This window comes from Devosia sp. P1_H9 (assembly GCF_056405135.1).
This window is the reverse complement of the sequence record NZ_JBFUCQ010000003.1, coordinates 207,689-229,596: the sequence shown is the minus strand read 5'-3', so window position 1 is coordinate 229,596 and position 21,908 is coordinate 207,689. Positions and strand designations below refer to the sequence as shown.

Annotated in this window: 14 protein-coding genes; 8 read left to right on the top strand and 6 right to left on the bottom strand. The window is 65.4% G+C overall.

The features are described from left to right. Positions 1-19: 19 nt before the first annotated feature. From AC1DYL_RS07215 to AC1DYL_RS07195, 5 genes are all read left to right on the top strand, one after another. Positions 20-922, top strand: a complete 903-nt coding sequence (locus tag AC1DYL_RS07215) for a carbohydrate ABC transporter permease (RefSeq protein WP_477150880.1) — start codon at positions 20-22, stop codon at positions 920-922. After that, a complete protein-coding gene (locus tag AC1DYL_RS07210) occupies positions 919-1,746 on the top strand; it encodes a carbohydrate ABC transporter permease (RefSeq protein WP_477172598.1) in 828 nt (275 codons plus the stop codon). Before AC1DYL_RS07215 ends, AC1DYL_RS07210 begins: the two co-directional genes overlap by 4 nt. 467 nt (positions 1,747-2,213) lie before the next feature. Continuing rightward, entirely contained in the window at positions 2,214-5,228 is a 3,015-nt protein-coding gene (locus tag AC1DYL_RS07205) for a DUF5801 repeats-in-toxin domain-containing protein (protein ID WP_477172597.1), read from the top strand. A gap of 79 nt (positions 5,229-5,307) precedes the next feature. Then, complete coding sequence (locus AC1DYL_RS07200; protein WP_477172596.1) at positions 5,308-7,035, top strand: type I secretion system permease/ATPase; 1,728 nt, start codon at positions 5,308-5,310, stop codon at positions 7,033-7,035. A gap of 11 nt (positions 7,036-7,046) precedes the next feature. Then, a complete protein-coding gene (locus tag AC1DYL_RS07195) occupies positions 7,047-8,540 on the top strand; it encodes an HlyD family type I secretion periplasmic adaptor subunit (RefSeq protein ID WP_477172595.1) in 1,494 nt (497 codons plus the stop codon). Between the two features lie 27 nt (positions 8,541-8,567). Here the strand turns inward: AC1DYL_RS07195 and AC1DYL_RS07190 are convergent, their stop codons facing one another. From AC1DYL_RS07190 to AC1DYL_RS07165, 6 genes are read right to left on the bottom strand one after another with little or no spacing between them, the layout of a single operon-like run. Further along, positions 8,568-11,663, bottom strand: a complete 3,096-nt coding sequence (locus tag AC1DYL_RS07190; RefSeq protein ID WP_477172594.1) for an alpha-mannosidase — start codon at positions 11,661-11,663, stop codon at positions 8,568-8,570. An 11-nt stretch (positions 11,664-11,674) separates the two neighbouring features. Continuing rightward, positions 11,675-12,493 (bottom strand): carbohydrate ABC transporter permease, encoded by an 819-nt coding sequence (locus AC1DYL_RS07185; RefSeq protein WP_477150886.1) that lies wholly within the window; start codon positions 12,491-12,493, stop codon positions 11,675-11,677. Beyond that, the gene (locus AC1DYL_RS07180; RefSeq protein WP_477150887.1) at positions 12,493-13,437 is read right to left on the bottom strand and encodes a carbohydrate ABC transporter permease; all 945 of its coding nucleotides are present in this window, start codon (positions 13,435-13,437) and stop codon (positions 12,493-12,495) included. Before AC1DYL_RS07180 ends, AC1DYL_RS07185 begins: the two co-directional genes overlap by 1 nt. A 4-nt stretch (positions 13,438-13,441) precedes the next feature. After that, a complete protein-coding gene (locus AC1DYL_RS07175) occupies positions 13,442-14,680 on the bottom strand; it encodes an ABC transporter substrate-binding protein (RefSeq protein WP_477172593.1) in 1,239 nt (412 codons plus the stop codon). Continuing rightward, the gene (locus AC1DYL_RS07170) at positions 14,677-16,488 is read right to left on the bottom strand and encodes an amylo-alpha-1,6-glucosidase (protein WP_477172592.1); all 1,812 of its coding nucleotides are present in this window, start codon (positions 16,486-16,488) and stop codon (positions 14,677-14,679) included. Before AC1DYL_RS07170 ends, AC1DYL_RS07175 begins: the two co-directional genes overlap by 4 nt. Beyond that, on the bottom strand, positions 16,485-17,612 hold the full coding sequence (locus AC1DYL_RS07165; RefSeq protein WP_477172591.1) for an ROK family protein: 1,128 nt from the start codon (positions 17,610-17,612) through the stop codon (positions 16,485-16,487). The genes AC1DYL_RS07170 and AC1DYL_RS07165 overlap by 4 nt, the downstream gene beginning before the upstream one ends. A gap of 291 nt (positions 17,613-17,903) precedes the next feature. Between AC1DYL_RS07165 and AC1DYL_RS07160 the strand changes: the two genes are divergently transcribed. The 3 genes from AC1DYL_RS07160 (at position 17,904) to pglB (ending at position 21,898) form a co-directional block, all read left to right on the top strand. After that, entirely contained in the window at positions 17,904-19,106 is a 1,203-nt protein-coding gene (locus tag AC1DYL_RS07160; protein ID WP_477172590.1) for an ROK family transcriptional regulator, read from the top strand. 191 nt (positions 19,107-19,297) lie between these two features. Continuing rightward, the gene (locus AC1DYL_RS07155) at positions 19,298-20,392 is read left to right on the top strand and encodes an ABC transporter ATP-binding protein (RefSeq protein ID WP_477172589.1); all 1,095 of its coding nucleotides are present in this window, start codon (positions 19,298-19,300) and stop codon (positions 20,390-20,392) included. A 240-nt stretch (positions 20,393-20,632) separates the two neighbouring features. Continuing rightward, positions 20,633-21,898, top strand: a complete 1,266-nt coding sequence (gene pglB, locus AC1DYL_RS07150; RefSeq protein ID WP_477172588.1) for a polygalacturonase PglB — start codon at positions 20,633-20,635, stop codon at positions 21,896-21,898. Positions 21,899-21,908 lie beyond the last annotated feature (10 nt).

Below are 21,908 nucleotides of genomic sequence, written 5' to 3'. Positions count from 1 at the left end.
GACGATGAGTGATTTGTCGATGACAGGCCTTGCGGCGCAACGTTCGACGCCCAGGCGGCGATTCAAGTCCGGTGGGCTGTACCCCTATTGGTTCTATGCGCCCGCGGCGGCGATCTACGTGATCCTGTTCCTGCTGCCGACCGCCTCGTCCTTCTATTTCAGCCTGATGCGGTGGTCACTGTTCGACGCCACCTTCATCGGTCTCGACAACTTCGCGCAGTTCCTGCGCGAGCCCTTCCTGCTGCAGGGCCTCGTCAACACGCTGGTCTTCGCGGCGGTCAGCGCCAGCCTGAAGGTCGTACTCGGCCTCGGCTGTGCGGTGCTGCTGACCTCGCAGATCATCGCCAGGGGCTATCTGCGGGCAGTGATCTTCTTTCCGGTGGTCGTGTCGACGGTGGGCGTCGGCATCACCTTCACCGTGCTCATGCACCCCACTGAGGGCGCCATCAACCAAGCCCTGGCGGCGATCGGCATCGTGGGCCCCGACTGGCTGACCAATCCCCGCCTGGCGCTCATCTCCGTCGCGTTGGTCGATGTGTGGAAGGGCGTCGGCATGGCGACCGTGATCTACATCGCGGGGATCGTCTCGATCCCCAAGGACTACTTCGAGGCCGCCCGCATCGACGGGGCGTCGAAGCTCCAGAACTTCCTCTACGTGACGCTGCCGCTCTGCCGCCCGGCCACAGTGACGATCGTCACGCTCAGCCTCATCGGCGGGCTCAGAACCTTCGAGCTGGTGTGGACGATGACACGAGGCGGTCCGGGCTTTTCGTCCGACGTCATCGCCTCGGTCATCTACAAACAGTACCAGTCGGGCTTCTACGGGCTCTCCACCGCGGGCAACGTGGTCCTGTTCCTGTTCATCGTACTGCTGGTCGTCCCGCTGACGGCATACTTCAACCGGCGGGAGGGCCACGAATGAAGCTGATCAAGGAATATTGGCTCGGCGTCCTCGCCATCATCGTGACGACGGCGGTGTTCCTGGTGCCCTTCGCCTTCATCGTGCTGATGGCCTTCAAGGGCCAGCAGCAATCGTCGCTTCTCGATTTCTCCTGGCCTCAGGTGAACAACCTGTGGGCGAACATTGTCGAGGTCGCGTCGACGCGTAACTGGATGCTCATCACCGCCTTCCTCAACTCGACGATCCTGACGGTCGCCGGCGTGACGCTGCTGGTGATCTTCTCGGCCATGGTCGGCTTTGTGCTTTCCCGCAGGAGGAGCCGCTTCAACAAGCTGGTGGAGTTCCTCATCCTTGCCGGCCTGATGATCCCGCCGGCGGTCGTCCCCACCATCTGGGTGCTTCAGGGGCTGGGCCTGTTCGGCAAGCTGCACGGGCTCATCCTGATCGAGGTCGCCTATCACCTTTCGTTCTGTGTGCTGCTCTACAAAGCCTTCATCGCCACGATCCCGCGCGAACTCGATGAGGCTGCCATCATCGACGGCGCGCGGCCGCTCGATGTCTTCTTCCGGGTGATCCTGCCGCTGCTCTGGCCGGTGACTGTGACGATCATCGTGGTGCAGACCGTCACCATCTTCAACGACTTCACCAATCCGCTCTACTACCTGCCGGGTAACCAGTTCGCGACGGTGCAGCTGACCCTCTACAACTTCCAGAGCCAGTTCGAGACGTCCTACAACCTGCTCTTCACCAACATCCTCTTGATCACCATTCCGCCGCTCGTCGTCTTCCTGTTCTTCAACCGGCAGATCATCGCGGGCATGACTGCAGGCGCGGTGAAGGGGTAGGAGTGTGCGGGCGGGCTTGAATAGCGCCCTGACGCCTTACCGATCCGCAGCCCCGGGCCCGGGTCTCACCGGCCGCCGAACCAGCCCCGCTCCCAGCCGCCGCGCGACCCAAGCGGCTGCCCAAATGCGGCCACCATTGCAATCGTGGTTAATTTTTCGTATATCTGACACAGGTACGTGTATTCCGGCGTGAACCAAGAATACCGAGAGAGCGTCTGCGCCCGCATCGCGGAACGAGCACAAGACGCGAGACCACATCTCCCGGCCGCACCATCCGATCTACGCCGGATGTATTCCGAAACAATCCAGAGGCCACAACGTAAGTGTAGTTCCGGTGCCGATGATATCGGCGCCGGGCGATGTTTTATTTGGTGGTGGCTGTTGAATACCCAATGTCTCGCATCGACTACCAAGCGTCAACACAGGAACGGGGAGCAATCACACTAACGCTTTAGGGAGCAGTCATCATGGCAATCGTTCTTACAGACGACCAATACGTCACACTCGACGAGTCGTCCGGGCTACAAAACAGCGGAACACCAGTAGCCAATGAGGACAATAACGACAGCGACATTGTATACACCGACCTGCCGGCAGCCTTTTCCACGCGCCTCTTCGATGCCGGCCAGCTCAACCTGAGCAACGCATTTGCCCAGGCCAACGGCGCGGCGCGGAACGACTTCATTTCACTCACCGACGGCTCGACCCTGACAGGGTTCGTCATGAGCAATGGCGACCCGTTGCTGGCCTACGATGCCGGCGCACCGACCGACCCCACCACCGGCGTCCTGGCAAGCTTTACCACCGTCGATGGCGAGGCGATCTACCTCTTCGCCGACGTTGCCTCCGGCCTCGGCGCCTTCATGTTCCTCGGCGTCGACGAGAACGGCGACATCGTGCTCGCCGGCTACCTCGAGTCGGACGGAACGATCTCGACGGTCCAGTTCGAGGCCATCACCAACCCGGATAACGGCAACCACGATGATCCGGTCGATCTATCCGGGTTGCTTGACGTAGCCGGCAGCGGCACGATCGACTTCGATTTCGACGACCTGCCATCCAGCAGCAACCTGTTTGCGACCCTGGGGCCATCCCCCGACGGTCCGGCGATCATCATTTTCGGCGCCGATATTCATCTGAAGGGCACCGGAGCGCCGACCAACACCAGCGACATGATGTTCATGTCGCAGGCCGGCCCCCATGCCACCATCGGCATGAACAACCAGATGTTCAATCCCGGGGACGCGGCGTTCTTCGCTTACGTCAACGACGTCAACGCGGATTATCTGTCGGGCTGGGAGCCCAACGGCCTCACCGGAACCGAGGCCGATGATGCCGACAACGCCCTCTATACCGGCGGCACCCTGGACGTGAAGTCGGCCAAGTTCACGATTGCCCAGATCCAGGGCAACACCACTGGCAGCATGAAGCTCACGACCTATCTCGGCGCCGCCGACACGGCGCGCGATCTGCTGACCGGTCCGACGGATGGCGCCACTTCGCCGAACATCATCATGGTCAACGTCACCATCGCCGGCGTCACCACATCATTCGACAGTGACTCCGATCCTGCCGTAAGCGGCTTTGACGTTTCGGGCCTGGGCACGCCCACGGTCACGCTCACCGGCGTCGATGATGGCTACGCCATCGAGTTCGTAACCAACACCGATCACAACCGCGTCAAAATCGAAGGTACCGCCGGCAAGTTCGACATCGGCGGCTTTACGATCACCGAAGGCACCAGCAGCCACGTGCCGGTCGGCGACCGGATCGTGTTCGAGGATGACGGCCCCTCCGTTGGTGCCGGCCAAGGCACTCCTGCCCTTACAGTCGATGACAGCGACTTCGCCACCGACAACTCCCTAGGCTATGCCAACCTCTTCGATGTCGATTTCGGCACTGACGGCGGCAAGGACAGCGACAACGACGGCACTGTCGACGAGGACGCCGTCACCTACGCGCTGGGCATCAGCGGGGACGGCGATGACAGTGGTCTCGTCGACTCGGTGACCGGCGACGCAGTCCTTCTCCACGAGGATAGCGGCGACGTAGTCGGCACCACCGCAACCGACGGCCTCGAGGTGTTCCGTATCTCTGTCGACCTCAACACCGGCGAGGTCACTCTCGACCAGAGCCGTGCAGTCGCCCACGACGACCCGGACGACCCTGAGGAGGACGGAGTCGGCGAGCCCTCCAAGCTCGCTTCCGCCGACCTCATCACGCTGACCGCCACGGCCACCGATGATGACGGCGACACCGACGACCACGCAGTCGGCATCGGTGACACCTTCAGCTTCGAGGACGACGGTCCGGCTATCGGCGATATCAGCAGCGACACCGTCGATTTCTCCCTCGGCAGCTCCGTCAGCAACCTGCTCGGCGCCGTGCCCGGTAATGACGGCGCGAGCGTCAAGATCACCAATTTCACCGCGAGCTTCGATCTCGGTTTCACCACGGTGGTCGGCGTGCAGGAGGACGACCAGACGGTCGTCTACTACGAGAACACGAACGGCAACGGGACCATCGGTGACGCCGGGGACACCGCATACTTCCAGCTGGCTCTGGATGACAGCGATACCGACCCCGCCAACTGGAACTATGTCTTCGACGTGTTGCACGACCCGAACGTGGTCAACATCGACTTCGACTTCGACAACCTGCCTTCCGGCGCCAACCTCTTTGGTGTCGTAGGCGAATCCGCGACCGATCCGGCGATCATCGTGTTCGGCAAGACTCCGGTCTTTAACTCCGACGGCAACTACACCAACAAGAGCGATGTGATCCACACGTCGCAGGGCGGTACCGGAGCGACCATCGGTGTGAACAACCAGATGTTCGACGCCAAGGAAGCCGCGTACTTCGTCTACGTGGACGATCCGGTGGCCAACTACCTCTCCGGCGCACCGGGAGGCCTGACCTCGACCGAGGCGGACGATGCGGACAACGTCCAGTACACGGGTGGCACCGTGGACGTGCACACCGCATCGATCACAGTCTCGCAGACCCAGGCCGGCCCCAAGGTCCTGGCCGGGATGAAGATCACGACATGGCTGGGTGATCCCGACCAGGGCCGCGACCTGCTGAGCGATCCCACGAGCGGTGGTCCTTCGCCTGACATCGTCCTGGTCCGCGTCTTCGTGCCGGGCCAGGCCAACCCCGTCGTGTTCGACGCGGATGCCGATCCGGCCGTGATGGGCATCGATGTTTCTGGCCTGGGTACCGCGACCGTGACCGTGACTGGCCTCAAGAATGGCTACACGGTCGAGTGGACGACGGACGATTTCCACAACCGGGCCTTGATCGAGGCAACGGCGGGCAAGTTCGACGTTGGCAAGTTCGCCATCTCCGAGTCGACGACCGTTCCTGATGCGGAACTCAACTTCGAAGTCACGATCGAGGACTTCGACACCAACGGCGATACCGCGGTGGACGATTTCACCATCGGCATCGACGGCGACCACGACGGCAACGTCATAGTCTGACGACAACCAAGCCTCGCCGGCCGGGACGTAATCCGGCCGGCGCCTTTTGCGGCAAGAGTCCTGCCAAGGCGGTTGTACGATGCACAAGACCCTCTATCAGACCATCATCGAGCGGGTGAGGCGCCAGCTTCCCGCGCTCATCCTCTTCAGTTGCCTCGCCAATCTCCTGCTTCTCGTCACCGTCTTCTACATGCTCCAGGTCTATGACCGGGTGCTGTCGACGGACTCGCTCGATACCCTGATCTGGCTGACGCTCGGCACCCTCGGGGCCATCATTGTCTACGGCCTCATAGAACATGCGCGGCGGCTGATGCTCACTCGCACCGGGGCCTGGATCAATCTCGAGCTGTCCGGCGCGGTGATCCGCCGGGCGATGGAGGCGCGCCTCGCCGGCGCCGGGCTCGAAGCGGGACCACGCGACGTCACGGACCTCCGCTCCTTCTTAGAGGGCGATGGACCGCTGGCGCTGCTCGACACGCCTTGGGCGCTTATCTTCATTGCCTTCATCTGGCAGCTCCATCCGGCACTGGGCCTCATCGCCATCGGCGGCGCGCTGGTGCTGTTCGGCCTCGCCGTCGGCAACGACATCGCCACGCGGCCGGCGCAGAAGCGTACCACCGCCGAGCTGCGCGCCAACCACGACGCCGCGCTCCGCTATATCGACGGCGGCGAGACGCTCGGGCCGCTCGGCATGGCCCAGCCGATCATCGAACGCTGGCAGGAGCGCGAGGCCGCCGCCAGCGATCGCCAGCAGCATCTGGCTGAGGGCACCGCGACAGTGGTCAGCATCTCGCGCGCCATTCGCATGTCGCTGCAGGTGCTGATCCTCGGCACCGGCGCCTACTATGTGATCCAGGGACAGCTGACCGGTGGCGCCATGATCGCCGCCTCGATCGTCCTCGCCCGAGCCCTCTCGCCGATCGAGCGCTCGATCAGCGCCTGGCGCCGGTTGCTCGCCGCCTTGACCGCGCATCGCAACCTCAAGGCGTTGTTCGAAGGATCGGCCGGAGACCTCGAGGCGGTTCAACTGCCCCGGCCGCTCGGCCGCCTCGCCGTCGAGACGGTGAGCTATGCGGCAGCGCAGTTGCGGCACGAGCCAATCCTCAACAACATCAACTTCACCCTCGAGCCGGGCACCAGTTGCGCCATTGTCGGCCCGTCCGGCGCCGGCAAATCGACGCTCTGCCGCCTGCTGGTCGGCGCGGCACGGCCGAGCTACGGTCATGTCCGCATCGACGGCGCGGATGTGTTCGGCTGGAACTCGGACGACCTGGGCCGCCACATCGGCTACCTGCCGCAGCAGGTCGAGCTGTTCCCAGGCACCATCGGCCAGAACATCGCCCGCTTCCATCTGCTCGATAGCGACAAGCTGGTCGAGGCGGCACAGTTGGCCGGCGTGCACCAGTTGATCCTGGGGCTGCCGGGCGGCTACGAGACCGATATCGGGACGCAGGGCAGCCGGATTTCGCAGGGCCAGCGCCAACGCATCGCACTTGCCCGCGCCGTCTACGGCGATCCTGCCGTGCTGGTGCTCGACGAGCCCAATTCCAACCTCGACAGCGACGGCGACCTCGCGCTGACCAAGGCGCTGGCCGAGCTGAAGCGCCGACGTCGCACGGTGGTGATTGTCACCCACCGGCCGGTCGACCTGCAGGCCGTCGACCGGATCCTCATCATGCGCAATGGCAGCGTCGTCCGCTTCGCCGATCGCGATGAGGTGCTGCGGCCCGCCGCCGTTCCCGCCGAGGCTGAAGGTGCGCGGCGGCTCACCGAGCCGACGCGGAAGCTGCCTCAAGCCTCTCCGTAGGAGGTGCTGCAATGTTTGAAAGTCCAACCAGGATCTGGCAGCTGACCCTCGAATGGTGGCAGCGCCAGGCCGTGCCCTTCATCGACCAGAGCTGGGCAGCCGTGCGGGACCTGGGCCTCTCCCCCGAGGGCGTCGCCACCGCAGGAGTGACGCTCGGCGTCCTCGGCTTGCTGCTCCTGATGCTCGGCACCCGCCACCGCCGACCCAAGCCTCGGGTCGAGCTGGCCCGCGTGACGCGTGGTCCCCGGCTCCTCGGCTACATCGCGGCCGTGGCGCTGATCGGCGGGTTCGGCACCTGGGCCTATGGCGCCCGTCTCGCCAGCGCGGCCATCGCCCCCGGCGTGGTCAGTCCCGACGGCTACCGAAAGACCATCCAGCACCTCGAAGGCGGGATCGTCCGCACCATCCACGTCAGGGAAGGCGACATCGTCAACGCCGGCGATCCACTGGTGACCCTCGACGATACGCAGGCCCTGGCACGCCGACAGGAACTAAGGGCCAGATATATCGACCTGCGCGCGCTGGAGGCGCGCCTTCTCGCCGAGACGCTGGGGCGCGAGGCTATCGTCGTTCCGCCCGAACTCCTCGCCATGCCCGAGGCCGATTACGCGCGGGCCATCGACGACCAGAAAGCCCTGTTCCTGAGCCGTCGCACCTCCCAGACCGGCCGCGAGCAAATCCTCGGCCAGCGCACCAAGCAGGTCGACGAGCAGATCGCCGGGCTCACCGAAATGATCGCCGCCGAAGAAGAGCAGATCAGCTTGCTGGAGCAGGAGGCCCAGAGCGTAAAGAAGCTTTACGACAAGGGCCTCGAGCGCTTGCCCCGCCTGCTCGAGTTGCAGCGGGAAGCGGCCAATGTCGAAGCTCAGCGCGCCGCCAACCGTGCGGCGATCGCCCAGAACCGGCAGCTCATCGGCGAAACCCAGATGCAGCTCCTGGCGCTGCGTGACGACATTGTCGAAAAGGCCAGCGAAGACCTCAGCACGGTCCGCGGCGAACTGGCGGAGCTCTCGAGCCAGCTTGCCTCCCGCGAGGACATCCTGGCGCGAACCGTCATCGTCGCTCCGATATCGGGCACGGTCATGCATGTGCGGGTCACGACGGTGTCCGGCGTCGTCAAATCGGGCGAGCCGATCCTCGAAATCGTGCCCGAAGGCTCCAAGCTCGTGATCGACGCGCGGCTTCGGCCCATCGATATTGACGCGGTCCATCCCGGCATGTCGGCGCGCGTGGTCCTGACTGCCTACCGGCAGCGCAATCTGCCCCAGATTCACGGCGTGCTGCGTTCGATCTCCGCCGATAGCCTGATCGATGAACGGTCCGGCGGCTCGTACTTCCTCGCCAAGGTCGAAGTCGATCGCGCCAGCCTCGAGGCCTTGGGCGCGGGCATCAAGATGCTCCCCGGCATGCCGGCCGAAATCATGCTGATGGGCGACGAGCAGACCTTGTTCGACTACCTCGTTGCCCCGATCACGGCATCGCTGGACCACAGCTTCAGGCAGTAGGTGGCGTGCCGTGCTCCAGTTCCACCGCTAGCCGAGCAGCAGCGTGCGAATCTCGAAAGGTGCGAAGGTGAGCGACAGCGTGTGGAGGTTGTCCGCCAGCTGCGCGCCGGGCGCTTCAAGCAGGTTCGCCTCGCGAACCTTTCGACCGGTGGCGCCGAAGTCGAGGGTCACGGTTTGCCTGCGGCCGCGCGTTTCGCACAACCGGACCACCAACGCATCGCCGTCCTCGGCTTTCTTCACCGCTTCGACAGAGACCCCGTCGCCTAGGACTTCGAACAGACTGACCGAATCCCGCGATGGTCCCGCGGCGGCTCCTGCGATCAGTTGCAGCGGCAGGTTGAAGGCCTCGGCCTCATCGTGGACTGCGCCGCGGTCGCCGTCGTGGACGAATAGGGCGTAGCGGAAGCGGTGGAGGCCCTGGTCGGCATCGGGCCACGGGAAGACCGGCGACTTCACCAGCGTCAGCCTCACCACGTTGCCCTTGGCGTCGTAGCCGTACTTGCAGTCGTTGAGGAGTGCGACGCCGAAGCCGGGCTCCGACATATCCACCCAGCGCTGCATGCTGGTCTCGAAGCGGGCGACGTCCCAGCTGGTGTTGCGATGCGTGGGGCGGGTCACGTGCCCGAACTGGATTTCGGCGGCGACGCTGTCGGTTCGCACGGCGAGCGGGAAGGTAGCCTTGAGCAGGGTCTGGTGCTCGTGCCAATCGACCAAGCAGTCGACGTCGAGCCGGGAGGCATCGCGTTCGAGCGCCACGATCTGGACGATGGTCGAGTTCTCGTAGCGCCACTCGAGGCGGATGGCGGCGCGATAGGGGCCGGTCTCGACCACTTCGGAGGAGACGAGCCGGTCGACCGGCCAGACCTTGTCCTCAAACGAGGCATCGATATCCCAGGCGTCGAAATCCACCGGGATGTCCTGGTGGGCGAAAAGCGCGTTCGCCGCAGTTCCGGCCTCAATGGTCTCCCGGCCACTCTGCTTGTCGAACAGCGAAACAACGCGGCCCTGCGCGTCGAGTTCGACCCGAAGGCGGGCGTTTTCGAGCGAGGTTGGCGACACTGAGAGGCCGGTGGTCTTGGGCAGCTCGACGGTAGCGGGGCTCAGCGCGGCGGCTCGCCCGCCGAGCGGGGGCACAGCGTCGACGGGTGCTATGTGGGCGGCCGAGCCGTCGGCCAGCACGATCCGCTGCGCCGGGATAGCGGTTCCGTTTTCGACGACACTCCGCATCCCCTCGGGAAGCGTCACATAGCCCGCACGCCGCCGCGCCAGCAGGTTGAGCAGCAGATGTTCGCTCTCACCCGCGAGCGGCGCCGCCAGCTCGCGCTTCAACCTCTCGGTCTCGGCGAAGAACCGGGCATAGTCGCGGTGGCTGTCCTCATACACGGCGCCGATCGAGGAGCCGGGCAGGATGTCGTGGAACTGGTTCAGCAGCACGATCTGCCACAGCTCCCACAGCTTGGCCGTGGGGTAGGGCACGTCGCGCTCCATCGCCAGCACCGCCAGCAGCTCGAGCTCGCGCAGCGTCGTCTCCGCCAGCCGATTGTTGCGCTTGTTCTTGGCCACCGAGGTGAGCGTGCCGCGGTGATACTCGAGATAGAGCTCACCCACCCAGGTCGGGAACGCTGAGGGATCGGCGCTGAACTTGTCGCTCAGCCGGGCGAAGAACGGCCCCATCTTGTCGTGCTTGAGCCGCGGGCAGCCGGGGATGCCGCGCTCCATGCGCCGCACATTCTCCAGCATCGCCCTTGTCGGCCCGCCGCCGCCATCGCCGTGGCCATAGACGAGGAACAGCTCGTCCAGCGTCTCCTTCTGGCTGAACCGCTTCCACGTCCCCAGCACATGGCTCGGCACGAGGTCCGGGCAGTACGTCGTGTTGATGCCGTCGTATTCGTATTTCTGCGTCGTGAGGAAATAGGCCGGCACCCTGGTGCCGTCGATGCCCTGCCAGTGGAACGCCTCATAGGGCATGCGGTTGGTGTCGTTCCAGCTGAGCTTGTGGGTCACGAACATGTCGAGCCCGCTGAGCGCCATCAGCTGCGGCAGGGCCGCGCTGTAGCCAAAGGTGTCCGGCAGCCACACAATGCGCGGCGTCACCCCGAACTTCTGCCAATGATACCGCACGCCATGGAGGATATGCCGCACCAGCGCCTCGCCGCCGGTGATGTTGACGTCCGGCTCGAGCCACAGCGCGCCCTCGATCTCGAACTGACCACCGTCGATCTTGCCGCGCATGCGCTCGAACAGCTCAGGATAGTCCTGTTCAAGGTAGTCGAGCAGCAGCCCCTGATTGTACATGAACCGGTAGTCCGGATACTCGTCCATCAGGCTCAGCGCCGTGGCAAAGCTCCGCGCCATCTTCTGCCGCGTCTCGCGCACCCGCCACAACCAGGCGACGTCGATATGCGTGTGCCCGGTCGCGACGATGGTCGGCATCGCGTCCGCGTCCGCGTCGGCATAGATGCGATCGGCAATGACCTCCGCGGCCCCCAGGCTCGCGGCAAAGCGCGGCGCATCCCCCGGCCGCAGGTCGATCGCCTTCAGCGCTTCGTCGATGTGGTTCAGTATCCGCGTCCGCCGCGCATCGTCATGCTTCAGCAGCCGCGCCACATCGAGCGGTACCTTGAGGTCGAAGTAGAGCTTCTCGGCCAGCGGATCATGCGTCAGCAGCCGGCACGCGAACCCCAGTTGCCGCCGGTCCTCGATCGTCCCCGCCTCGATGACGATCTCGAACCTCTCGCCCGGCACCGCCACATCGGCCAGCCGGAACTCGCGGTGGTTTCCATCGGCCCCCTGCGCGATCTGCCCATTCACCCGCACCAGGCACTGCGGGTCGGATCGCCCCATCACCGAGCCGAACTGCGCCTCGATGCGGCAGAACACGCGTTGCCCCGCCGCCTCGGCGGGGATCGTGGCCGTCCCCGCAAACCAGTAGTAGCCGTCGGGCTCCCCCCAAACGAGATCGCGGTCGACCGGCGTCCAGCCGTCACGAGGCTCCGTCAGAGCGCGGGCCCGGTCACCGTTCTCGGCGCGGCGAAACCGCAGCGGCACCTCGGCATCAAGCGGCGTGAAGATGCGCTCGCGCAGCACGGCGAGCAGGCGGTCGTAGGTCGCGATCGAGCGCATATGGAGACGAGCTATTCCTTGGTGGCGCCGGACATCAGCCCGTTCATCAGTGTCTTCTGCAGCGCGATGAAAATCACCAGCATCGGCAGGATCGATAGCACGGTCATCGACAAGAGGCGCGGCCAGTTGATGGAGAACCGCCCGATGGAATTGGCGATCGCGAGTTGCACCGTCCATTGCTCCTGCTTCGCGACGATCAGGAACGGCCAGAGGTAGTCGTTCCAGCGCCACACCAGGTTGAACGCGAGCAAGGTACCGATCGCCGGAAGGCACAGCGGCACGACGATGCGTAAGAGGATCCGCCATTCCGGCGTGCCCTCGATGCGCGCCGCCTCGAGCAGGTTGTCCGGAATGCCGGTGATGTACTGCCGCATCAGGAACACGCCGGTCGGCGTCGCGGCCGGCGCAATGATCAGGCCCCACAGGGTGTTGAGCAGCCCCAGGTCGCGCAGCACCAGGAACACCGGGATCAGCACGATCTGCAGTGGCACCATCACGGCCGACATGATCACGAGGAAGATGACCGTGTCACCCTTGAAGCGGAATTTGGCGAGCGCATAGCCGGCCATCACGCTCATCGTCACCGAGAGTAAAGCCGAGCTGATCGAGACGATCGCCGAGTTGAGGAAATAGGTGCCGAAATTGGCCCGGCTGACCGTCTTCTGGAAGTTCTCGAGCGTGAAGTTCTCGGGCCACAGCGAAGGCGGCCACTGGAAGATCTCGGCCTGCGGCTTGAGCGCCGACAACAGCAGCCAGAGCGGCGGCAGGATGAACAGGACCAGCACGACGGCGAAGGCGGCGATCCGTCCGGGTGAGCGAAGCAGGGTCATCAGCGTCTCCGCGCCACGCGCAGTTGGATGATGGTCAGCACCATCAGGATGAGGAACAGCACGCCCGACTGGGCCGCCGCGATGCCGGCCTGATTGGGCTTCTTGAAAGCCGTCTCGTAGATGTTCTGGACCAGGAACACCGTGGCGCGACCCGGTCCCCCAGTCGTCAGCGAGACCACGATCTCGTAGACTTGGAAGGCTCCGATGACGCCCAGCACCACCACAACGACGACGGAGGGCTGGAGCAGCGGCAGCGTGATGTGGGTGAAGATCCGCCAGCGGCTGGTGCCGTCGATCGCGGCGGCCTCGTAGAGATCCCGGGGGATCGAGGTCAGGCCAGCGATCAGGATCATCATGTTGAAGCCGGCGCCGCCCCAAATCCAGGCCACGACGACCGCTGCCTGGGCCAGTTGGTCCTGTTCCAGCCACGGCACGGCCGGGACGCCGACGAGCGAGAGCCCATAATTGACGAGGCCGCTATTGCGCGCGAACAGCCAGGCCCAGATGACGCCGATGATCAGGCCCGAGATCATCGAGGGGAAGAACACGATGGTGCGAACCACCGAATTGAACCGCGACTGCGGTGCGAGCAGCATCGCCAGCGCGAGCGCCGCCGCCAGTTGCAGCGGCACGGCGACGACGACGAAGACCACGGTGCGCACCAGCGACAGGACGAAGTCCTTGTCGGTCATCAGTTGCAGGTAGTTGTCGAACCCCACGAAGACGGGGATCGATTCCGGCACTTGTTCCACGACCACCAAGCCGCGCCGGAACAGGCTCATCCACAGGCCCTGCACCAGCGGATAGAGCGTAAAGGCGAAAAGCAAGGCGACCGTCGGCAGCAGCAGCAGGTAGGGCCAGCTCGTGCGGCCAGCGAGGCGAAGCAGCCTCGTCGACATCGACATTGCCGGTCTGTTGAGCTGCGTCAGGTCGCCCGTGCTCATGTCGTTACTTCCCCGCCGTGATGGCAGCTTCAGCTGCTGCGTGGAGGCTGGCAACGGCTTCCTCTGGGGTCACCTGGCCAGCGACCACCTGGGTGACGCTGTTCTTGACGGCGTCCCAGACACCGGCCTGCATTTCAGGCCAGGCCTGGTCCGTCGCGGCATAGCGCGGCGAGCTGTCGAGCTCCACCTGGAAGTTCTTCACGGCCGCGGCGGCATCTTCGCTCGAATAGGCAACGGCCGGCGCCAGCTTGTTGGCCGGGAGCAGGCCGAAGATCTTGGCGTATTCTGCCTGGACGTCCGGAGAGGTGATCCAGGTCACGAAAGCCGTGGCTTCGTCGAGGTGCTTGGAGGTGTTGAAGGCGACGAGGTAGTTGCCGCCCACGTTGGACGACGACACGGTGCCCTTGGGCGTCGGGCCAGCCTGCCACTTGAAGCTGGCGTTGTCATTGAAGCTGCCGATCTGCCAGCTACCCGACATATAGGCGACGGCCTGCTGGTTCACGAACATGTCGTAGGGCTTGTCCGAGCTCGAACCCGACCAGAGCCCCGGCGGCATGTAGTCCTCGGTGATCTTGACGAACTGCTTGAGCACGGTGACCCAGCTCGCATCATCCATCGCCACCTTGACCGGGGCGTCTTCCGAATAGATGTGGTTGCCGTACTGGAACTGGTACGTGAGGTAGCGGTGCGCCGACACGTCCCAGACCAGCGGGAAGCGGACGCCGGCCTTTTCGGAGACCTGCTTCAGCACCGGAAGCACCTCATCCCAGGTGGCGCCCTGCGCCGGCAGCGGGATGCCGGCCTTAGTGAAGGCATCGACATTGTAGAAGATGCCAACCGCGGTGACGTCGAGCGGCGCAGCGATCACCTTGTCGCCGAGCTTGGCGCCGTCGGCCCAGCCCTTGACGAACTGGTCGATCCATTCCTTGCCGTTCACTTCGGCCCAGTCGACGAGGAACGGGCGAACCACCGGTTCCATCGACGAGGTCAGCGACACGTCCGGCATGATGCCCGAAGCGGCATACTGCCGGAACTTCTCCGACATGCCGTCGTAGGGGGTGATCTGCAGGTCGAAAGTCGTTTCGGGGTGCAGCTTGGTGTATTCGTCCAGCAGTCCGCGGAGCGCCTGCTCCTGCTCGTCGCCGTCGACATACCAGCCCAACTGCAGTTCTGAAGCGACGACCGGCGTTGCGATCGCCGTCGCCGCCACTAGGGCAAATGCGGCATTCCTGATGAAGCTCATGATGGTCCTCCTATTACTCCGTCCATGACGGGAGCGATTGACGCGGGCTCGTCCCCTTCTGCCAGGAGCTCATCGCGGTATTGTACAGCGATGTGCGCTGGCAGTCCGCTCCAGCCCTGGAGCAGCGATCCCCGCCCGAAAGGCGGCGAATAGTATTCAATGGCCCCCGCCCAGCCGCTCGCGAGGCAGGCCTCCCACCAGCGGGTGAGGGCGTATCGCGCGCCCTTCAGACCGAGGCGTAGGCGCTGCTCGGCGTAGAGACCGTCGAGGTAGGGCCAGTCCGAACCGTTGTGATAGCGGAAGGCGAAAGCGGATTTGGCGCGCACGTCCTTTGCCCGCTTGAACGGGGGATAGGCGCAGAGCATGCCCCAGTCGCCATAGGGCTGCTCGGTGTTGTGGCGGCTCTCGAGGCGCTTGGCGACATCGGCAACCACCGTCCTCGCCTGCGCATCTGACACCGCGCGGTAGCGCAGCAGGGTCAGTGAATCGAGGGTCAGGTGGTCTTCGGCGAAGCCGTCGGAGTTGACGAAATCGGCGTAGTTGCCGGTCGCCTTCACCCAGAGGGCACTATCGATGTTGAGCCGCGCCAGCTCGGCCTGGAACCGCGCCGTTTCGGCGAGCACCGGATCGACCGTCTTGCCCAGCCGAACCACGGCGTCGAGCGCTCCGACCCACAGGCCGATGTCGTAGGAGACGTACCCTTCGCGATAGACGTTGTCGGCCCAGTCGCGGTCGTGGTTGGGCTTCTTGGGGAGTCCGTCCGCTCCCGCGGCGCGGATATAGCGGTCGACGATGGATCGAACGGTGGTCCAGTGGCGTCGGGCCTCCTCTATATCGCCGGTCGCTGCGACGTAGTCGCCTAGCGCCAGGATGAAGAACAGTGGGCTGTCGAAGTGGTCGCTCCACCAGTCGCCCTGGCGGAGGTGCTCGCCCGCATAGACCTTGTCGCCGCGACGGAATTTGTCCCACGCGGCGGCTTGTGCCTGCCCCGAGAGAATGACGCCGCTCGGCGCCTCGCCATCGGGCTGGACGCCGACCGCCAGCAGGCGGAGCTGGTCGCGCACCGCTTCCGGCGCCAGCGTCAACAGCGGCTGCAGCGTCCAATAGCCGTCGCGGTAGTACGTGCGGGCAGGGGCGCTGTAAGCCTGTCCGGCGGCGAGGCCGGCGAAGCGCCCGCGCTCGTCCTGCCGGATGCTGGAGAGGGCCGCGTGCGTGCCTTGGCTGACCATCGAGCGCAGTACGGGATCGGCCTCGGGCAAGCGATCGCAACGCCGCACATAGGCTTCGGCTTCGGCAACGACGGTTTCGATTGTCAGCCGCAGGGCAGCCTCGGCTTCGTCGCGGGAAGCGCCGACGCTCAGCACCAGATCGTTGCCGCGCTGATCGAGGATGAACGCGCCCCAGGCAAGCTCGGTGATCCGCAGGGAGCCTTTGCGGCTTGTCCGGGTGGCGACGTCCTTGGGGTCGACCGTATGCCACCAGGCCGCCCGTCTGGACGGGGCCGCCCGGACAACTGTCACGCCCCGGATCACCATCACCGGGGCGGATTGCGCAACATACACGCCGCCCGATCTACCGGTGACGCGGTTCGGTCCGTAGACGAAGGGCCCGGAAATGGCTGTGAAGCTCACGGTGCCCAGCGTGCCCGCGCCCCACAACGCTAGGGTGATCTTCCCGTCCGGTTCGCAATCGCCCTGCAGCCGCGGCGCCATGATCGGCAGCAGCACCGGCTCGGCGGAATCGATCAGGCCATCCGGCCGCGCCGTCATCACGTTGTTGCCGTGCTGATAGCGGGCCGAGATGGTCATGCCGCCGCTCCCCGGGTCGTACTGGTAGTGCCTTCGATGAGGCTGAGCCGCGCCTGGCGGCTGGCGAACTGGAGGGCTCCGACAACGCCGGCCCGGTCGCCCAATGCACTTGCGACGACCGCGCACGCCGTCGGTACCAGTTGCGCAGTGAGTTTACCGATTGCCTCGGCGAGGCCTGGACGGGCGCCGATGCCGCCGCCGACGACCACAATACCGGGGTCGAGCAAAGCGATCACCGTCGCGACACCCAGCGCGATGTTGCGGATAGTGTCGGCGACGACTGCCGATGCGGCTTCGTCGCCCCGCTCGGCACGATCGAAGATGTCGCGTACCTCGAGGTCGCTACCCGTGGCATTGGCGTAGGCATTGCGGATACCGTCCGTGTCAACCGCGGCCTCATAGGCGCCGCCAGGATGCAGGCGGGCTGCTGAAAATGGGTCGGCGCCGAAGGGGAGGAGAGCGATTTCTCCGGCGCCGCCCGAGTTGCCGTGCAGCAAGTGGCCATCGACGATCAGGCCCATGCCGATACCGGTGCCGAGCGCGAGGAACGCCAGGGAGTGCGTCCCCCGATCCCGCCCACGGCCCGCCGTATACTCGCCGAAGGCTGAGAGGTTCCCGTCATTGTCCACGCTGACCGGCACGCCGAGCATCTTGCCGAGCGTCTCGGCGAGCGGCGTGTTGCGGTCGAAACTGACATTGGGTGACAGCGCGACGCCGCCATCCGGGGCGACGATCCCCGGTACGCCGACGGCGACGTGCTCGACTGTCTCGAGCGCGATACCTGCGCGCGCTGCAAGGCCGCGGACCATGTCCGCCATCTGGGCGAGCGTGCTGTCCTTGGCGTGGTTGGCGGTAGGCTCGTCGAATTCAGCGAGGATTTCGCCTGCGGCGTTGCCGATCGCGCCTCTGAGCTTGGTGCCGCCGAGGTCCAGGCCGATCACCGCACCCCGCCGGCCGGACACGGCAAGCTCGCTGCCCCGCGTTTCGATCCAGCCCGCGGCGCGCATCAGGCGCAGCGCGTCGGCTCCAGTGGCGATCCCATCCAGCACCGACGCCTGGGGCGCGCCGGCCCTGAGCCGAGCGGCCACCGCATCGATAGCGTCCATGAGCTGCTGGTCGGACATACAGGCGCCAATTGTTCGTTAACATGACGAATGAATGACGATACGTTCTGTTTGTCAAGCGGGTGGAACGTTCATTCTACGGTCGGAACTGCGCGTTCATGCGAAAGACTGGCAGAAGTTCATGATCTAGCGCTGGACTTTTGCCGGATTTGGGCGCGTCGAAGGCATAGATTTCCAAGCGTGTGCGCGGCTTGCGCTGGAGAGCGTGGGAGTGGTGCGGTGCTGACTTGACAGGTTGGGCGAATATCCGCAGTTAGGTCGGTGACTTAACAAATTTGGACGGGCTTTCCGGTGGACGATCTGGTCGCGCCAACCCGGGTGCTTCGGCAGTTATCGGTACAGGCGGTGATGGACGTGCTGTTGCGCGAGGGCTCCGCCTCGCGGGCCGGACTGTCACGCACCACGGGCCTCTCCAAGCAGACCATGTCGGAAGTGATCCGCGTGCTCACCGAGCGTGGCTGGGTCCGCGAGAGCGGCATGATCTCGGGCGGCGTCGGCCGCTCGGCGGTGCGCTACGAGGTCGATGCGGCGGCCGGGTGTGTCCTCGGCATAGACCTCGGCTCGAGCACCATCCGCGCCACGGTCGCCAACATCGCGGGCGCCATCGTCCTCGACAGCGAAACCCCGGCCGACCCGGCCGGCGGCATGCGGCTAATCGAACAGATCGGCGCGCTCAAGACCTCGATTCTTGCGCAGGCCGGGCTGCCGGCGAGCAAGCTGCTGCACGCCACGGTCGCCATTCCCGGCGTCATGGATCCGGCCTCGGGGCGGCTGAGTCTCGCGCCCAATCTCGATGACATGGGCACCATCGACGTCGCCTCTTCGATCCGACAAGTGCTTGATTGTAAAGTTACATTCGAGAACGACGTGAATGCCGGCGCGATCGGCGAGTACTGGGAAACGCACCAGCCGAGCGAGGGCTATTTCGGCTTCATCTCGATCGGCACCGGCGTCGGCCTGGGCATCCTGGTGGACGGCAAGCTGCTGCGCGGCGCCGCCCAGGCGGCGGGCGAAGTAGGCTACCTGCCGCTCGGCTCCGACCCCTTCGCGCCGCTCAGCGTCGAGCGCGGGGCGCTCGAGAATGCGCTCGGCGCCGCCGGTATTTCCGGGCGCTACCACCTCGCCGGCGGCCCGGCCGGCACCCCGGTTCGCGACATCTTCGACCGCTACAACGAGGGCCAGCGCGCCGCGATCGTCACCGTCGAGGAGTCGGCCCGCCTCGCGGCATTACTGGTCGCCACGGTGACGGCTGTGATCGACCCGGCCAAGATCGTCATGGGCGGCAATATCGGCGGCCGGCACGAGCTGGTCGAGCTGATCCGCAAGATCCTCCCCACCTGCACGCGCCACCCGGTCCCCATCGAATGCGGCCGCCTCGGTCCCCGCGCCACGGTAGTCGGCGCTGCCGCAATCGCGCTCGGCGAACTCCACAACTCCCTCTTCAGCCCCCGCGAGCTCCCCAACAAGCGCGACGTCCCCGCCGGCCGCCGCTGACTGGAAATCCGTGCCTTCGACCGGTCGGAACAGCGCCAAAGTACAGCGCTAGGCCATGAACTTCTGCCAATGTGGTCGATGCGCGGCACACGATCGACGGAGTTTGTTCGTCATATTGACGAATGAAGCAATCGTCCGCAGTATGGGTTCCCAGCAGCCGTGAAGCTTCACGGGAGAGACGGAGCGGGTAGATGGCATCACTGCAACTGGTGGGCGTGACCAAGGATTTCGGCGACGCCAAGGTCATCAAGGGCGTCGACCTCGATGTGGCGGACGGCGAGTTTGTCGTTTTCGTGGGGCCGTCGGGTTGCGGGAAATCGACGCTGCTGCGGATGATTTCGGGTCTCGAAAAGACCACTGGCGGGCAGATTGTCATCGGCGGGCGCGATGTCGCCGCGCTGTCGCCGGCCGAGCGTGGCATCGCCATGGTGTTCCAGTCCTATGCGCTGTACCCGCACATGACGGTGGCCAAGAACCTGAGCTTCGGGCTCGAGAACGAAAGGCTGCCCAAGGCCGAGATCGACGCCAAGGTGCTCGAGGCGGCGCGCATTCTCGCGATGGAGCCTTACCTCGATCGGCGGCCGAAGGAGCTGTCGGGCGGCCAGCGACAGCGCGTCGCCATCGGCCGCGCCATTGTGCGCGACCCCGACGTGTTCCTGTTCGATGAGCCGCTGAGCAATCTCGACGCAGCGCTGCGCGTTCAGACCCGCGCCGAGATCAGCCGCCTGCACAAGCGGCTGGGCGCCACCATGATCTACGTGACGCACGACCAGATCGAAGCGATGACCATGGCGGACCGCATCGCGGTGCTGAATGGCGGCAAACTCGAACAGTTCGGCAACCCGGTCGAGCTGTTCCGCCGGCCGGCAAACAAGTTCGTCGCCACCTTTATCGGCTCGCCGCGGATGAACGTCTATCCGGGCGTGCTGACCAGCCGGAACGAACGCGGCGCCGTGGTGACGGTACCCGGTTTCGGGGCGGTGGAACTGCCGGTCGATGCCGGCACGCTGGCGCCGGGGGCGGCGATCGAGCTTGGGATTCGCCCCCAGCATCTGCGGTTCGTGGGCGAGGGCGCGCATGTGACCTTCGTCGTCGACTACGCCGAGAGCATCGGCACCGAGACCTATGTGTACGGCAAGCTCGAAGGCACCGAGACGGAGACGATCTTCCACGTGCCCGAGCACAAGGCGTTCGAGCCGGGACAGCGGGTACCGCTCAAGGCGCCGGCCGAGTTCGTGCATGTGTTCGATGGGGCGACTGGGCTGGTGCTTAAGCCGCTGGAGTGAGGGCGCGATGCCGCGGCTTGCCTTCTCCCCTTGTGGGAGAAGATGGCGCGAAGCGCCGGATGAGGGGTCCCGCAACGCTTGCGTTGCGCGATCGGAGCGACGCGACGAGCGACAGAGTTCGCGGAGAGACACCCCTCATCCGCCCTTCGGGCACCTTCTCCCACAAGGGGAGAAGGCAGGCCAGTGGGTGAGGAAATCTTATAAGTAGCTGAAAATACATACTTATCTCTGGACAGTCGTATGACCCTCATCCCCGCCTCCACCTCCGACCAGACCGTGCTCATCCAGTCCGCCATCGACGCACTCGCCGCGGAGGGCGGGGGCAGGGTGGTGCTCGAGGCGGGGGAGCATTCGTGCGGGGCGCTGCGGCTGCGTGACCGGATCGGCCTGCACCTCGAAGCAGGATCGGTATTGCGGTTGGCGCCGGACTACGACGCGATGGCAGGCAACGTGGTGAGCGTCATCGCCGAGGGTTCGGATCGCGGGCTGATCGTCGCCCAGGGCGCCACCGGCATCGCGATCACCGGCGAGGGCGAAATCGCGGCGCCCGGGCGGGCCTATATCGCGGGTGACGACCCGGAGGTGGGCACCTGGATCCCGGCCAAACTCCGGCCGCGCGTGCTGGTGCTGGAGGACTGCAGCGACGTCGAGATCTCCGGCGTCACGATCACGGATTCGCCGATGTGGACGATGCACCTCGTCGCCTGCCGCGATGTGCGGGTGACGCGCGTGCGGGTCGAGAACGATCGGCGCCTGCCCAACACCGACGGGCTGGTCATCGACAGCTGCCATGACGTGCTGGTCGAGGGGGTAGAGATTTCCACCGCCGATGACGGCGTGTGCCTGAAGACCACCCGCCGCGCGGCAGGCATCGGCACCTGCAGCAACGTCACTGTGCGCAATTGCCGGGTCTCGAGCCAGAGCTGCGCCCTCAAGATCGGCACCGAGAGTTTCGGCGATGTCACCGGCATCGTGTTCGAGGACTGCACGGTGGTCGATTCCAACCGGGCGCTAGGGATCTTCTCGCGCGACGGCGGCTGGATCAGCGACGTGCGCTTCTCGCGCATCGCGCTCGAGTGCCACGAGACGCCGGACGGCTTCTGGGGCTCAGGGGAGGCGCTGACCGTCACCGTGGTCACCCGCCGGCCGGAACTGCCAGCGGGCGCGGTTTCCGGTCTCGTCGCCGAGGACATTTCGGGCACGATGGAAGGGGCGATCAACCTCGTCTCGACGGTTGCCGGCGGGATCAACGGCGTGCGGCTCAGCCGCATCGCCATTGCCCAACGCCTCGGCACGCTCGGCACCGCCCGCCGCTACGACCTGAGGCCCACCCCGGCCGACCTCGCCCCATCAGCCACCGCCTCGGGCCGCGCCAATGCCTGGACCAAGGGCGCGGACGGCGTGGTGATCGGCCTCGTCGACTACCCCGGCGGTTTGCCTGGGGTGTTCGCTTCGGGGGTGGACGGGTTGTCGCTGGACGATGTGGTGGTTGAGCGGGTTATCTGAGGGAGCCGTG